16 protein-coding genes are annotated in these 14,159 nt (G+C 68.6%); 9 read left to right on the top strand and 7 right to left on the bottom strand.

The features are described from left to right. Nucleotides 1-659 precede the first annotated feature (659 nt). From rpmH to E1181_RS21820, 8 genes are all read left to right on the top strand, one after another. Entirely contained in the window at nt 660-803 is a 144-nt protein-coding gene (gene rpmH / locus E1181_RS21855; protein WP_132626978.1) for a 50S ribosomal protein L34, read from the top strand. A 12-nt stretch (nt 804-815) separates the two neighbouring features. Beyond that, a complete protein-coding gene (gene rnpA / locus E1181_RS21850; RefSeq protein ID WP_132677514.1) occupies nt 816-1,247 on the top strand; it encodes a ribonuclease P protein component in 432 nt (143 codons plus the stop codon). Between the two features lie 17 nt (nt 1,248-1,264). Then, nucleotides 1,265-1,594, top strand: coding sequence for a membrane protein insertion efficiency factor YidD (gene yidD / locus E1181_RS21845; RefSeq protein ID WP_235876937.1), 330 nt, complete (start codon nt 1,265-1,267; stop codon nt 1,592-1,594). Between the two features lie 5 nt (nt 1,595-1,599). Then, on the top strand, nt 1,600-2,538 hold the full coding sequence (yidC, locus tag E1181_RS21840; RefSeq protein ID WP_132677513.1) for a membrane protein insertase YidC: 939 nt from the start codon (nt 1,600-1,602) through the stop codon (nt 2,536-2,538). Nucleotides 2,539-2,571: 33 nt separating this feature from the next. Next, the gene (locus tag E1181_RS21835) at nt 2,572-3,123 is read left to right on the top strand and encodes a Jag family protein (RefSeq protein WP_132677512.1); all 552 of its coding nucleotides are present in this window, start codon (nt 2,572-2,574) and stop codon (nt 3,121-3,123) included. A gap of 275 nt (nt 3,124-3,398) precedes the next feature. After that, nucleotides 3,399-4,094 (top strand): 16S rRNA (guanine(527)-N(7))-methyltransferase RsmG, encoded by a 696-nt coding sequence (rsmG, locus tag E1181_RS21830; RefSeq protein ID WP_132677511.1) that lies wholly within the window; start codon nt 3,399-3,401, stop codon nt 4,092-4,094. A 62-nt stretch (nt 4,095-4,156) separates the two neighbouring features. Further along, nucleotides 4,157-5,086, top strand: coding sequence for a ParA family protein (locus E1181_RS21825; protein ID WP_281420613.1), 930 nt, complete (start codon nt 4,157-4,159; stop codon nt 5,084-5,086). Then, a complete protein-coding gene (locus E1181_RS21820; protein WP_132677510.1) occupies nt 5,083-6,093 on the top strand; it encodes a ParB/RepB/Spo0J family partition protein in 1,011 nt (336 codons plus the stop codon). Before E1181_RS21825 ends, E1181_RS21820 begins: the two co-directional genes overlap by 4 nt. Nucleotides 6,094-6,227: 134 nt before the next feature. Here the strand turns inward: E1181_RS21820 and E1181_RS21815 are convergent, their stop codons facing one another. Both E1181_RS21815 and E1181_RS21810 read right to left on the bottom strand, forming a co-directional pair. Beyond that, entirely contained in the window at nt 6,228-7,178 is a 951-nt protein-coding gene (locus E1181_RS21815; protein WP_132677509.1) for a D-alanine--D-alanine ligase family protein, read from the bottom strand. 78 nt (nt 7,179-7,256) lie between these two features. Beyond that, on the bottom strand, nt 7,257-8,594 hold the full coding sequence (locus E1181_RS21810; RefSeq protein ID WP_132677508.1) for an aminotransferase-like domain-containing protein: 1,338 nt from the start codon (nt 8,592-8,594) through the stop codon (nt 7,257-7,259). Between the two features lie 368 nt (nt 8,595-8,962). On the opposite strand from E1181_RS21810, the gene E1181_RS21805 reads away from it, so the two are divergent. After that, a complete protein-coding gene (locus tag E1181_RS21805) occupies nt 8,963-9,589 on the top strand; it encodes a GNAT family N-acetyltransferase (RefSeq protein WP_132677507.1) in 627 nt (208 codons plus the stop codon). A gap of 117 nt (nt 9,590-9,706) precedes the next feature. Here the strand turns inward: E1181_RS21805 and E1181_RS21800 are convergent, their stop codons facing one another. The 5 genes from E1181_RS21800 to sigM form a co-directional block, all read right to left on the bottom strand. Continuing rightward, nucleotides 9,707-10,855, bottom strand: a complete 1,149-nt coding sequence (locus tag E1181_RS21800; protein ID WP_132677506.1) for an N-acetylmuramoyl-L-alanine amidase — start codon at nt 10,853-10,855, stop codon at nt 9,707-9,709. A 331-nt stretch (nt 10,856-11,186) separates the two neighbouring features. After that, nucleotides 11,187-11,678 carry a thioredoxin gene (gene trxA / locus E1181_RS21795; RefSeq protein ID WP_268952488.1) on the bottom strand — a complete coding sequence of 164 codons (492 nt, stop codon included), beginning with the start codon at nt 11,676-11,678 and terminating at the stop codon, nt 11,187-11,189. Then, on the bottom strand, nt 11,579-12,559 hold the full coding sequence (gene trxB / locus E1181_RS21790; RefSeq protein ID WP_132677504.1) for a thioredoxin-disulfide reductase: 981 nt from the start codon (nt 12,557-12,559) through the stop codon (nt 11,579-11,581). Before trxB ends, trxA begins: the two co-directional genes overlap by 100 nt. A gap of 168 nt (nt 12,560-12,727) precedes the next feature. After that, the gene (locus tag E1181_RS21785; protein WP_207922247.1) at nt 12,728-13,552 is read right to left on the bottom strand and encodes an anti-sigma factor; all 825 of its coding nucleotides are present in this window, start codon (nt 13,550-13,552) and stop codon (nt 12,728-12,730) included. Then, nucleotides 13,549-14,154 (bottom strand): RNA polymerase sigma factor SigM, encoded by a 606-nt coding sequence (sigM, locus tag E1181_RS21780; protein WP_132677503.1) that lies wholly within the window; start codon nt 14,152-14,154, stop codon nt 13,549-13,551. The genes E1181_RS21785 and sigM overlap by 4 nt, the downstream gene beginning before the upstream one ends. Nucleotides 14,155-14,159 lie beyond the last annotated feature (5 nt).

The following is a 14,159-nucleotide window of genomic DNA, read 5'->3' as shown; positions in this document are numbered from 1 at the left end:
GTATAAGAGACAGCGCTTGATGCTCCCCGGTTGCGGCCCCGGTCCCCAACCCCCAAGGTTGCACGGGTAGCGGGTACCACGGAATGAGTGGGCGACTCGATGGACACACGTGTCCACAGAGTTGTCCACAGCTTGTGTATGAAGGTACGGCAGCCCGTTCCGGTGTTTCCCCCTGGGGCCGTAGTACCCCTGCGATCCAGGTCAGTTCCCCCTGACTGCCGACCGATGCTCCCAACCACCGGTCTGCGACATCGCAGGGAGGCACGCTAACAAGCGGCGGCCTCGGCCACAAGCAGATCCCCCGGGCCTCGCGGAGATCGTGATGTGGCAGGCTCTTCGGTGTCGACGAGCGGTGACCCGATCACCAGCGCGGACATCTCCGCGAGCCTCGCGACCCGTTTCGCCGGACCCGGCCGCCTTCGTTATGGGGCCGATATCGCCGGATGCCGACCCCGGCTGTGAACCTGCTGTTGGCTCTGGCGTACCCTCGTACAGTCCCCCGCTTGTGCAGCGGGCATGTCGGCGCGCCGACATCACGCCCGGCCTTGCGGCTCTTGGTCCGTACCTGCGGACCTGCGGGTTGAAGAACCGGGGACACCAAGACCGAACCGTGGTCCGAAGGCGACCATCGGTGCCTGTAGTAACCGGGAGATCCGACCGTGAGCAAGGGCAAGCGCACTTTCCAGCCGAACAACCGCCGCCGTGCCAGGAAGCACGGGTTCCGGCTGCGCATGCGCACTCGCGCCGGCCGGGCCATCGTGGCCACGCGCCGTCGCCGGGGCCGCGCGCAGCTGTCTGCCTGATCGCGTCCGGCCGTGCTTCCCACGGCAGCCCGGCTGACCAGGAACCAGGACTTTCGCCTGGTGGTCCGTCGTGGTCGTCGGGCCGGACGTCCCCGACTGGTGGTCCACGTCCTGCGCCCGGATCAGACCCGGGCTCGGGACTGTGGTGAGGCCAAGCCGGAGGCTCAAGCTAATACGGCACCCACCCGGGACTCGTCTGCTTCGACCCGGGTGGGTTTTGTCGTCAGCAAGGCCGTGGGTGTCGCGGTGGTGCGCCACCGGGTCGCCCGCCGTCTGCGTCACTTGATGCGTGACCGCCTCCCGGACCTGCCCGCTGGCACACTGGTGGTGGTTCGGGCGCTGCCTCCGGCAGCGGACGCGTCCAGCCGGGAGCTCGGCACGGACATCGACGCGGCGTTGAAAAAGCTTCGCGTCCGTTACCCCGATGGCCCGGACAGCAGGTGATGGCGGGGTTGCAGGAGATGGCATCGGATCGGTGGCATGACGAATCGCATGACGAAAGTCGTGCGGGGCGCAAACCCCACCTGTCCGCCTGGCTCCTGCTCGGCCCGGTGCACGTCTACCGCAAGGTCATCTCCCCGCTGCTGCCGCCGATGTGCCGGTTCTACCCCAGCTGCAGCGCCTACGCTGTCGAGGCGCTGACCGTGCACGGGCTGTTCCGCGGCGGATGGCTCACCGTCCGCAGGCTCCTGCGCTGCGGCCCCTGGCACCCCGGAGGACTGGACCCGGTCCCACCACCCCGTGAGCGGCGAGCCGGTATTCGCCTTTCCGACAAACCCGCCGAGGAGTAGCCCGCGTGCTGGACTTCATCTACTACCCCGTGTCGGCCATCCTCTGGTTCTGGCACAAGGTCTTCGGCTCCGTGCTCGAACCGTCGAGCGGGTTCGCCTGGGCGCTCTCGGTCATCTTCCTGGTCTTCACCCTGCGCGCGCTGCTGTTCAAGCCGTTCGTGCACCAGGTCCGGTCGATGAAGAAGATGCAGGAGTTCGCTCCCCTGGTGCGGGAGCTGCAGGAGAAGCACGGCGACGACAAGCAGAAGCTCGCCGCGGAGATGCAGAAGCTCCAGACCGAGCAGGGCTTCAACCCGCTCTCCGGCTGCCTGCCCATGCTCGTGCAGGTCCCGGTGTTCATCGGCCTCTTCCACGTGCTCAACGGCTTCAAGCCCGGCGCTCCCGGCAACTTCGTGTTCAACGCCGCCGACGTCGCCTCCTTCGTCGAGGCCGACCTGTTCGGCGCGAAGCTGTCGAACACGCTCAGCCAGCCGACCGAGCTGCTCGCCACGTTCGGCACCGACCGGCTGTCGATGATGACCGTCGCCGTGCCGCTGATGATCGCGGCCGCGATCGCCACGCACTTCACCGCCCGGCACTCGCTGCAGCGGCAGAGCCCCGAGGCCGCCGCCAGCCCGCAGGCGGCGATGACCAACAAACTGATGCTGTGGATCTTCCCGATGTTCGCTATCGTCGGTGGTCCGTTCCTCCCGCTGGCCATTCTGATCTACTGGCTGGCCAACAACTTCTGGACGCTGGGACAGCAACGAGTGGTGTACCGCCGGATCGATCGCGAGGAGGCTGCGTCCGCTGACGCGCCCGCGGTCGCGAATTCGGCAGGCGCTGCGTCGGCAGTCGTCGACACCACCACCGCTGAGAAGGCGTCCGATGACCAACCCGGTGAGATCCCCGGGGTGATCGAAGACCGCGCTCGTGACACGGACAAGCCGGGCGAGACCCGCTGACCCCGTCGCGAACCCCTGGAGAGGAGACACCCAGTGTCTGAAACTGTGCAGGAGAGCCCGGCCGTCGCCGAGGCCACCGACTCCCCCGCCAACGACGAGTCCTCCCCCGAGGTGTCCAACACCGAGGCCCTGCTGGTGCAGGAAGGTGACGTCGCGGGCGACTACCTGGAGCGGCTGCTCGACCTGCTCGACTACGACGGCGACATCGACCTCGACGTGGAGGCCGGCCGTGCGGTGGTGAGCATCGACGGAGGTTCCGACCTCGAGAAGCTCGTCGGCGGTCGTGGCCAGGTGCTCGAAGCCCTGCAGGAGCTGACCCGGCTCGCCGTCCAGCAGGACACCGGCGTGCGCAGCCGGCTCATGCTCGACGTCGCCGGCTGGCGGGCCGGGCGCCGCGAGGAGCTCTCCGAGATCGGCCGGTCCACCGCCGAGGAAGTTCTCAAGAGCGGCCAGGAGGCTCGGCTGCGGCCGATGACCCCGTTCGAGCGGAAGATCATCCACGACGCCGTGGCGGCGATCGATGGGGTCTACAGCGAGAGCGAAGGCGAAGAGCCCAACCGCAAGGTCGTCGTCTTCAAGAGCTGACCCGCTCCCCTGCTCAACGCCCCCGTCGGACTCCCAGTCCGGCGGGGGCGTTTTGTCGACTTGAGCACTTACTGGTTTGCCACGTGCCCGGACTGGGCTGTAGTCGGGGTGCAACCGTTCTGAAACTCTGGTCTGGCTGAATGGTCCTTGGCCTCGCCGGTACTCGTTCGGCGTGGTTTCACGTGAAACAGCGGGTTGGTGCGCGGCTTCGGATCGCGATCCGGCAGGCTAGACGCGAAGTCTTTGGTTTCACGTGAAACAGCGGGGTGAATGTCTTGACCGGAGGTGCGCCCGAGGCGGCGCGGGTCGTTTTCGGCGAGCGAGTGGAGTTGGCGGAGAGGTTCGCCGAGTTACTCCACGAGCACGGAATCCGTCGCGGATTGATCGGTCCACGTGAATTGGACCGGCTCTGGGAAAGACATCTGCTGAACTCTGCTGTGATTGCGGAGTTGCTACCCCCTCAAAGCCGGGTTGTGGACGTAGGCTCTGGGGCGGGGTTGCCGGGCATCCCGTTGGCGATCGCTCGCCCGGATCTCACCCTCACCTTGCTGGAGCCGATGGCTCGGCGGGTGACGTGGTTGCAGGAAGTCATCACCGAGCTGGCACTCACCGTTGAGGTGGTGCGTGGTCGTGCCGAGGAGGGTCCGGTGCGCGAACGACTTGCCGATCAGGACGTCGTGACCGCGCGCGCCGTGGCGCCGATGGAACGGCTCGCGAAGTGGTCTCTCCCGCTGCTGCGGCAGGACGGCCTACTGCTCGCCATGAAGGGCGATAGCGCGGCTGAAGAACTCGAACGGGATGCGGCGGCGATCGCCGCGGCCGGTGGCGGTCGTGGCGAAGTCAAATCATGCGGTGTCGGCGTACTCGATGTGCCGACGACCGTTGTCGTGGTGGAGCGGGTCGCGGCGGCCCGAACCTCGTCCGGTCGGCGTCGTGAGACACGTCGAGCGAGAAAGGAACGTGGACGGTGAATCCGGAGGAAAACGGAGCGGGTCGGGTTTCACGTGAAACAAGGGGGCGCGCGATGGGCGCCATGCGATTCCCCTCCGGCCCGGAGACCAACGCCATGAGCTTCGGCCGGGACGACATCGGCTGGACTCCGATCATGGAGGAGGCGCAGCGCGCCACACGCGTGCTGCACCCCGACGAGCTGGACCTCCCCCGCCCCAAGAACCGGCGCATCATCACCGTGGCCAACCAGAAGGGCGGCGTTGGCAAGACGACGAGCACGGTGAACCTCGCGGCAGGTCTGGCGCTGCACGGTCTCAAGGTCCTGGTGATCGACCTCGACCCGCAGGGCAACGCGAGCACCGCGCTCGGTGTGGAGCACCGCGGTGGCGTCCCCTCGGTCTACGAGGTTCTCCTCGGTGAGATCAGCGTCGCGGACGCGGCGGCCAAGAGCACCCAGTCGGACAACCTCTTCTGCGTCCCGGCCACGATCGACCTGGCCGGCTCGGAGATCGAGCTCGTCACCATGGTGGCTCGCGAAGGCCGCCTGAAGGAGGCGCTGAACTCCGAAGCGGTCGAGGCGTTGGACTTCGACTACGTCTTCGTGGACTGCCCGCCGTCGCTCGGCCTGCTCACGGTGAACGCGTTGGTCGCCGCGCACGAGGTGCTGATCCCGATCCAGTGCGAGTACTACGCGCTGGAGGGTCTGGGACAGCTGCTCCGCAACATCGAGCTGGTGCAGTCCCACCTCAACCCGGCGCTGTGGGTCTCGACGATCCTGCTGACGATGTACGACGGGCGGACCAAGCTCGCCGATCAGGTCACCGCCGAGGTGCGCGGTCATTTCGGAGACCTGACCCTGCGGACGGTGATTCCGCGTAGCGTGAAGATTTCTGAGGCTCCGGGCTTCGGTCAGACTGTGCTGACCTACGATCCGGGATCACGAGGCTCGATGAGCTACCTGGACGCGGCGCGAGAGATCGCGGAGCGGGGTGCCGAAAGGAAGACAGCATGACCGAGCGACGAGGTGGTCTGGGCCGCGGTATCGCCGCGCTGATCCCGAGCGCTCCCCCAGCCGGTGCCGATGGCGCCACGCTGGGCGGAGCGACCTCAGGTTTGCGTGGTGGGCCCGCCTACGGCGGCTCCCAGCCCGAGCCCTCCGTTTCACGTGAAACGGAGAGCGAGGCGCAGGGATCCGTCGCGGGTGCCGTCTACAAAGAGATCGCCATCGCATCGATCAACCCCAACCCGAAGCAGCCTCGTCAGGTCTTCGACGAGGAAGCGCTCAACGAGTTGGAACACTCGATCCGCGAGTTCGGGCTCATGCAGCCCATCGTGGTGCGCGAGATCGAGGACGATCAGTACGAGCTGATCATGGGCGAGCGCCGGTGGCGGGCCTCCCAGCTGGCCGGTCTGGAGTACATCCCCGCGATCGTCCGCGAGACCAAGGACGACGCGCTGCTCCGGGACGCGCTGCTGGAGAACATCCACCGCGTTCAGCTCAACCCGCTGGAAGAGGCGGCGGCCTACCAGCAGCTGCTGGACGAGTTCGGCGTGACCCACGATGAACTCGCGGATCGGATCGGCCGGAGCCGTCCGGTCATCACCAACACCATCCGCCTGCTGCGCCTCCCCCTCGAAGTCCAGCGTCGGGTCGCCGTCGGCGTGCTGTCGGCCGGCCACGCCCGCGCGCTGCTGAGCCTCGAGGACGTCGGGCACCAGGAGGACCTGGCGAAGCGGATCGTCGCCGAGGGTCTGTCGGTCCGCGCGACCGAGGAGCAGGTGACGCTCAAGAAGTCCGAGGCTCCTGCGAAGGAGAAGTCCTCGGCGAAGAAGCAGATCCAGGCGCCTGGGTTCGATCGGCTGGCGGACCGGCTCGCGAACCACTTCGACACCAAGGTGAAGGTGGCCCGCGGGAGCCGGAAGGGCAAGATCGTCATCGAATACGGCTCGGTGGACGATCTTGAGCGCATCGCGGAGTTGATCTTGGGCCAAGAGGCCCGTGGAATCAGCGAGGAATGACACCGGGTCCTTACGTCACGGTGATGATTACTGATCGTGATTGAATCGGACGTTCTCGGTGACGTTCGGCGATCGACGAAAAAGCGGCGGACTCCGTGGAGTCCGCCGCTTTTGTTTCACGTGAAACGCGCGAGTCAGCCGCCGCGCTTGATCGCCCGCTCGACGAGTCCGGCGTAGGTCTCCCCCAGCGAGCGCCCGGCCGCTTCGACCGCCATCGGCAGCAGCGAGGTCTCGGTCAGTCCGGGCGACACCTTCGCGTCGAGGAAGTGCGGGACGCCGTCGGTGTCGATGATCGCGTCCGTCCGGGAGATGTCGCGCAGCCCGAGCAGCTTGTGCGCGGCGATCGCCAGCTCACCCGCCGCCGCGGCGGTGTCGGCGGAGATGTCCGCCGGGGACCGGTAGTTCGTCAGTCCGGCGGTGTAGCGAGCGGTGTAGTCGTAGACGCCGTCGGCCGCTTCGATCTCGACGGCCGGCAGCGCCTCCGGACCGTCCGGCCCCTCGACGACGGTGATCGCGACCTCGGTCCCCTCGATGAAGCGCTCGACGAGAACCGCGTCGCCGTAGGACAGCGCGCCCACCATCGCCGACGGCAGGTTCGCCGCGTCGCGCACCACCTGGGCGCCCAGTCCCGAGCCGCCCTGGTCCGGCTTGAGCATCAGCGGCAGACCCAGCTTGCTCACGAGCGCGTCCAGCACCGCTTGCGCTCCCAGCTCGCGGAAGGTCGCGTGCGGCAGTGCCACCCAGTCCGGCGTCGTCAGACCGGCACGGGCCACCTCAGCCTTCGCAGTGGGCTTGTCCCAGGTGCGACGGGAAGCGTGCGGACCGGTTCCGACGTAGGGGATGCCGAGCATGTCCAGCACGGCCTGCACTGAACCGTTCTCCCCTTCCCCGCCGTGCAGGGCGATGACCACCGCGTCCGGCCGCTCCTCGGTGAGTCGGGACAGCAGCCGGGCATCGGCGTCCCACTCCGCGACGGTCATGCCGACCGAGCGCAGCGCGGCGGACAACCGGCGGCCGGAACGCAGCGACACATCGCGCTCGTGCGAAAGCCCACCGGCGAGCACGGCAACCCAGCGATCAGACACTCTCTTCAGCACCTCGGAAAAGTAGCGGTCCACTGCACCAGATCAGGCGCAGTGGACCGGTCGTGTGGATGGGGAAACTCACGCGGTGTCGGGCGACGGCGCCTGCGGTCCCGGCACGCTCCTGGGCGGCACGGTACCGAAGGTGCGAACCAGCTCCATCTCCTCGGACAGCGTGTTGGCGAGCCGGCGCACACCCTCGCGGATCCGCTCCGGCGTCGGGTAGCAGTAGGACAACCTCATCTGGCGGCTGCCGAACCCGTCCCGGTAGAAGCCGGTGCCCGAGACGTAGGCGACCCGCTGCGTCACCGCACGCGGCAGCATCGCCTTCGTGTCCACGCCCTCCGGCACGGTCAGCCAGACGAAGAAGCCGCCCTCCGGCTTCGTCCACGTGCAACCGGCCGGCATGTGCTGCTCCAGCGCGGACATCATCGCGTCGCGGCGTTCCCGGTACTGCTCCTGGAAGATCTTGATCTGGCCCTGCCAGTCGTGCGTCGACAGGTAGCGGGAGACGATCATCTGGTTCAGCGTGGGCGGGCACAGCGTGGCCGACTCGGCCGTGAGGACCAGCTTCTCCCTGATCGCCAGCGGAGCCAGCACCCAGCCCACTCGCAGGCCCGACGCGAACGTCTTCGAGAACGAACCCAGGTACACCACGTTGTCCGGGTCCATGCTGCGCAGCGCCGGGTACGGCTTCCCGTCGAAGCCCAGCAGGCCGTACGGGTTGTCTTCCACCACGAGGATGTCCGCTTCGCGGCAGATCTCCAGGACCTCCGCCCGCCGGTTCACCGCCAGCGTGATGCCGCCCGGGTTGTGGAAGTTCGGGATCGTGTACAGGAACTTGATCCGCTTGCCCTGCTTGCCCAGGTCCGCGATCGCCTGGCGCAGCGCCTCGGGCTGCAGGCCGTCCTCGTCCATCGCGACGTGAACGACCTCGGCCTGGTAGGCGCCGAACGAGCCCAGCGCGCCCACGTAGGACGGGCCCTCGGCCAGGATCACGTCACCCGGGTCGCAGAAGATGCGGGTCACCATGTCCAGGCCCATCTGGGAGCCGGCGGTCACCACCACGTCGTCCGGGTGGGCGCTGATCCCCTCCAGGGCCATGACCTCGCAGATCTGCTCGCGCAGTTCCGGCACGCCGTGTGCGGAGCCGTACTGCAGCGCGACCTGCCCGTCCTCGGACACCAGCCTTGCCACCTCGGTGGCCAGGGAGTCCAGCGGGAGGGCGGCGAGGTTCGGCATGCCGCCCGCCAGCGACACCACCTCGGGGCGGCTGGCGACGGCGAAGAGAGCTCGGATCTCGGAGGCGGTCATCCCGGCGGTCCGCTCGGCGTAACGAGCCCGGTACGCGTCCAGGTTGCGGGCCGCCTTGTCCACGGAGTGGTCAGGCTGGTCCGGTTGGCTTCCTTGATCCGACATATCGCGCTCCCGTTTCGGTTAGGCGCACCAGCGCGTTTGCAGCTCGTACAAACGATCGGGCGATTCTATAGGCCTTATCGTTTCGCGGTATCGCCTGTGTAACAGGTCTCTCGTCGGTGGCCCTGCTCGTGCCTCGTGGCGGCGGGCCGCGCGGGCGTTCTCCGGACGTTGTTTCACGTGGAACAACAGGTTGGCGCTGGTCGCCGGAGTCCGCCCGTTGGATCTTGGTTCGGGTGCGGTTAGGGATGTCACCCCATCGAGACGGTGCGGGTGAGTAGCGGTGCTAGCCGTCCGGCCGGACAGCGGCTTATTCTGACCTCAACCCGCCGTGGTCGCGTGCGGGCAAGTGCGGCTTGCCAGGAGGTCAGGTGTCGCGACGCGTGGTCGGCATCACGCTGGACAACCTCGACCACCTGCCCCCGCGGTGTCGCCGGTGCGTCTACTGGGAACTCGCGCCGCACATCAGGGAGCAGGCGGAGGAGTTCGGCGAGACCGAGCTCGAGAAGGAGGCCTGGGTCTCCAGCGTCCTGCTGGAGTGGGGCTCCTGCGGTCGCATCATCTACGTCGACGGCGTCCCGGCCGGATACGCGATCTACGCGCCGCCGGCCGCAGTCCCGCGTGCGGCGTCCTTCCCCACCGCGCCGGTGAGCGCGGACGCCGTGCTGCTCACGGCGTTGAAGGTGACCACGGAGTTCGAGGAGGGCGGCCTGGGGCGCGTCCTGGTGCAGAACGTCGCCAAGGACCTCACCCGGCGCGGCGTGAAGGCCGTCGAGGCGTTCGGCGACCTGACCGGCGAAGCCGACGGTTGTGTGATCCCGGCCGGGTTCCTCCAGCAGGTCGGCTTCAAGACCGTCCGCCAGCACCCCAAGTGGCCGCGCATGCGCCTGGAGCTGCGCACCGCCATCAGCTGGAAGGAGGACGTCGAGGCGGCCCTGGAGCGCCTGCTGACGTCCGTGACCATCAAGACGGCGGAACCGGCTGTCGGCGGTGCCTGACCGAATGCTCGATCGGGGACCTGAGCGGCTCCCCGGCTTACCTCGCCTGAGAGCCGCTCAGAACGCGCGGCGGTGCCGCTTCACTCAGGTGGTCGCCACCGAGCGGTTGAGAGGCTCTCAGGCGCCCTCGGCGCGTGCCAGCTCGTGCCGCAGCAGGTCGTCGAAGGTGAAGGTTCCCGTCGGCTGGTCGTCCTTGCCGAGCAGGTACAGGCGCTTCACCGCGACCAGCAGGCCCTCGGCCACCACGTCGCGGAACGACGGGTCGAGCAGGCGGTTGCGGTCGTGCTCGTTGGTCAGGTAGCCGATCTCCATGCGGACCGCGGGCATCCGGGTCAGCCGGAGCACGTCCCAGGTCTTCGGGTGGGTGCGGCAATCGCGCATGCCGGTGCGGGCGACGATCTCGCGCTGCAGGAACCCGGCCAGCGCCTCCCCCACCGTCGAGGTGGTGCCGTTGCCGGTGCCGAAGTGGAAGCTCGCCACGCCCTCGGCTCCCGGGGACGGGTTGGCGTCGGCGTGCAGCGACAGGAACATGTCGGCGCCCGCCTCGTTGGCGAACGCGGCGCGGTCCGAGTCGGGAGGGCAGGCGTTCGGGCCGCGCGTGATCAGCGCTTCCATGCCGGTGGCCACCATCCGGCCTTCGAGCCGGCGGGCCAGGTCCCAGGTCAGGTCGGCCTCGGAGACGTCCCCGACGGTCACGCCGCGGTCGCCGCCGCCGTGGCCCGGGTCGATCACGATGCGCTTGCCGCGCAGCCGCGGTCCGGCGCGCCGGACCTTCTCCTGCTCGCGCAGGAACACCGGGCGGCCACCGCGGACCTTGGGGGCGAGCTGCTTGAGCGCGCGCAGGGTGCCGGGGCCGCAGATGCCGTCCGGGGTGAGGCCGTAGTCGCGCTGGAAGCTGCGCAGCGCCTGCTCCGTCTCGGCGCTGAAGATGCCGTCCGGGCGGCCCGCGTCGTAGCCCAGCTCCAGCAGGCGCTCCTGCAGGGCGAACACGTCGTCGCCGCTGACCGGCTTGGAGACCAGGAATGCCAGTGAGCGGTCGCCGAGGCGCCAGCGGGCGTCGGTCAGCGCGCGGTAGGTCGCCGGGCCGACGACTCCGTCGGTGATCAGGCCCCGCTGCTGCTGGAAGCCGCGTACCGCTTGTTCCACCGCTTCGTCGAAGAGTGCGGGCCCGGGCCGGCCGTTTGCCGGCAGCAGTCCCAGCGACGCAAGGGTGTTCTTGATCTCGGCAACGGCCGGACCGACGTCACCGCGGTGGAGCAGCTGCATGCACTCCTCGCTCGATTCAGGCGTCGGTGAGACCGACGCGGAGGATAGTCGGGATTCTCCCGAGTTCTGCGTTTGCGGAGCGGGCCCGCGGGTGGGCGGACCCGTCGGGTCATTGTGCCTTGTGCGCCGTACCCCGGCGCTGCGGCCTACGAGCACCGGGCCGGACGTGCGACAACGGACCGTACACGCATGATCCCTCGCTGCGGCGGAAACGAGTCCCACCGCAGCGGCGGTGCCGTGAAAGCACGAACCCGCCGTCACTGTCCTATCGACAAGACGGCGGGCGCGCGTTATTCGGTTGCCTCAAAACGAGGCTGACTTCACAGCGAAATCACAGGTAGTCGGACAGGTCCGACAGCAGCGCGGCCTTGGGCTTGGCGCCGACGATCTGCTTGACCGGCTGGCCGTTCTGGAACACCAGCAGGGTCGGGACCGACATGACCTGGTAGTCGCGGGAGATGCCGGGGTTCTGGTCGATGTCGAGCTTGGCGACGGTGATCTTGTCGGCGTGCTCGTCGGCGATCTCCTCCAGCACCGGGGCGACCATCTTGCACGGGCCGCACCAGGTCGCCCAGAAGTCGACCAGCACGGGCTTGTCGCTGTCCAGCACGGTGCTCTTGAAGGAATCGGCGTCCACGGTCACGGTGTTGTTGCCGGCCATGTTCATCTCCCTGTTCTCTGCTCGGGTTGAAGTGGTCTGCGTGTCGAGCGGTGCGTCGGGGCTCAGGCCCCGTAGCCGCCGCCGACCAGCTCGGAGGCGATCTCGGCCTGCGGGGTCTCGTTCTCGGCGAGCCAGCGCTCGGCGTCGATCGCGGCTGAGCAACCGGACCCGGCGGCGGTGATGGCCTGCCGGTAGGTGTGGTCCACCAGGTCGCCGCAGGCGAACACGCCGGGCACGCCGGTGTGCGTGCTGGGCTGCTGCACCTGCACGTAGCCCTCGTCGTCGAGATCGACCTGGTCGCGCACCAGCTGGCTGCGCGGGTCGTGACCGATGGCCACGAACATGCCGCTCACGGCCAGCTCGGAGGTCTCACCGGTGACGGTGTCGCGCAGCTTCAGCCCGGCGACCTTGCCCTCGCCCTGGACTTCCTCGACGGCCTTGTTGGTCAGCCACTTGATCTTCTCGTTGGCCCGAGCGCGCTCCAGCATGATCTTGGAAGCGCGGAACTCGTCGCGGCGGTGGATGATCGTCACCGACTTCGCGAAGCGGGTCAGGAAGGTGGCCTCCTCCATCGCCGAGTCACCGCCGCCGATCACGGCGATGTCCTGGTCGCGGAAGAAGAACCCGTCGCAGGTGGCGCACGCGGAAACACCGCGCCCGAGCAGGGTTTCCTCGCCCTGGATGCCGAGGTAGCGCGCGGCGGCACCCATCGCGAGGATGACCGCGCGGGCCTTGTGCTCGACCCCGTTGGCCACGACGGTCTTGACGTCACCGGAGAGGTCGACGCTCTCGACGTCCTCGGTGCGCAGCTCGGCGCCGAAGCGCTCGGCCTGGAGGCGCATCTGCTCCATCAGGTCGGGACCCATGATCCCGTCTTTGAACCCGGGGTAGTTCTCCACGTCGGTGGTGGTCATCAGTGCCCCACCGAACTGGGTTCCTTCGAAGATCACCGGCTCCAGCTCTGCCCGTGCCGCGTACACCGCAGCGGTGTAGCCGGCAGGACCGGAACCAACGATGATCACGTTGCGGACGTCGCTGGTCACCGCGCCCCTTCCCTTCGTAGCGTCTCCGCCGCGCTGAGCGCGACCGTATTGGCATCAACGCGATCCTATTCGGCGATGTTCCCGAACCCCGGGACCCGGTGCGTCACAGCACAACGCGCCTGGTGCCTCCCACGATGCGGGAGCCGGGCGCGTTGCGGGCGGTGCTGCTCAGCCGCCGAAGGTGCTGTCGGAGACGGTCGAGGGGTTGCCCGGGCCGCAGTCCGCGCCCACAGCTAAGAGGCGGAACTTGCCGAGGCCGCCGCCGGGCAGGATCAGCAGCTGGGCGGGTTGGCCGTTGAGGGTGATCTCGCGAGCGCCCATCGGTTTGCCGCCCCGCACGCCGTTGGCCTGCAGGCAGCCGATCAGCTGCTGCGGGTCGGCGAGCGTGGACACGTACTGGTCCGAGGCCATGACCTGCGAGAACTGCTGTCCGTCGAGGGTGACCTGGTCACCGGCCAGGGCCAGCGGAGCGCTGTGGCCCGCACCCGGCTGGGTGGAGGTCGGGACCGGTGGCTGGGCGGTGTTGTCGTTGTCGCCGGTTCCGGGCAGCACCGCGAAGACCACGGCGGCAGCCGCAGCGGCGACGCCGACCAGCCCGGCACCGATGGTCGTCCTGCGGCGTCGGCGGGCCTTGGCCGCGGCGAAGTCGACGACCTGCGCGTCGTTCCCGGCGGGCGCTGACATCGTTGGCATCTGCTGCGCGGGTTGCGCGGGCGCGGACTCGCGGGCCCAGTTCCGGACCTCGTCCTGCAGCGCCGCGTCGATGCGCGCCGAGACGTCGTCGGGAATGGTCAGCGGGGGCAGGTCGGCGAGATCGGTGGTGGTGGCGTCGAGCGCCGCCATGATCTCCCTGGCCTCCGGGTCCGCTTCGACCTGACGACGCAGTTCGTCGGCGGTCGGTCCGTCCAGCACTCCTGCGTGCAGATCGGCCAGCAGGTCCAGGGACCAAGGTGGTCCCTGCGGCGCCCCCGTGCGCCGGCTCTCCCCACTCATCGTCCCTCCCGTCGACGCATGGCCATCGCGTCATCTGGGACGTTCGCATCTGCACTTGGGTTCCGCAGGTGCCCCAGAAGTTTCGCGAGTCTTGCCCGGCCGCGTGCGCACCGGCTCTTGACGGTGCCGTCGGCGACGCCGAGCATCACCGCGCTCTCGGCCACCGAATACCCCTCCACGTCGACCAGCACGATCGCCGCTCGCTGGTCCTCGGGGAGCTGGGACAGCGCTTCCTGCACGACCATGCTGGTGTCCCGGTCGGCGATCGCGTCGCGCGGGACCGCTGGTTCGGGACCGGTCTCGGGCAGCGGAACCGTGGGCCGCGCCTGGCGGCGCCGGATCCGGTCCAGGCACGCGTTCACCACGATCCGGTGCAGCCAGGTCGTGACGGCCGATTCGGCACGGAACGACGCGGCGTTGCGGAAGGCCGAGATCATCGCGTCCTGTAACGCGTCCGCCGCTTCATCGGGGTCGCGCATGGTCCGCAGGGCCACGGCCCACAGCCGGTCCCGATGTCGGCGGAAGAGCTCGGAGAACGCATGTGGATCCCCGTTGGTGTGCGCCGCTATGAGATCGGCGTCTGAGAGGGCAGGGACAGACACGGCTC

Origin of the sequence: Saccharopolyspora terrae, assembly GCF_004348435.1 — a bacterium.
Lineage (GTDB): Bacteria > Actinomycetota > Actinomycetes > Mycobacteriales > Pseudonocardiaceae > Saccharopolyspora > Saccharopolyspora endophytica.
This window is presented reverse-complemented; position numbering and strand designations above follow the sequence as displayed.

What these genes read in the sequence shown, in the direction of transcription:
- E1181_RS21810 (WP_132677508.1), bottom strand. Translation starts at nt 8,594, where the DNA reads ATGTCGGATCAAGGAAGCCAACCGGACCAGCCTGACCACTCCGTGGAC.
- E1181_RS21800 (WP_132677506.1), bottom strand. Translation starts at nt 10,855, where the DNA reads ATGCAGCTGCTCCACCGCGGTGACGTCGGTCCGGCCGTTGCCGAGATC.
- E1181_RS21825 (WP_281420613.1), top strand. Translation starts at nt 4,157, where the DNA reads ATGCGATTCCCCTCCGGCCCGGAGACCAACGCCATGAGCTTCGGCCGG.
- yidD (WP_235876937.1), top strand. Translation starts at nt 1,265, where the DNA reads ATGGCATCGGATCGGTGGCATGACGAATCGCATGACGAAAGTCGTGCG.
- E1181_RS21820 (WP_132677510.1), top strand. Translation starts at nt 5,083, where the DNA reads ATGACCGAGCGACGAGGTGGTCTGGGCCGCGGTATCGCCGCGCTGATC.
- E1181_RS21785 (WP_207922247.1), bottom strand. Translation starts at nt 13,552, where the DNA reads ATGAGTGGGGAGAGCCGGCGCACGGGGGCGCCGCAGGGACCACCTTGG.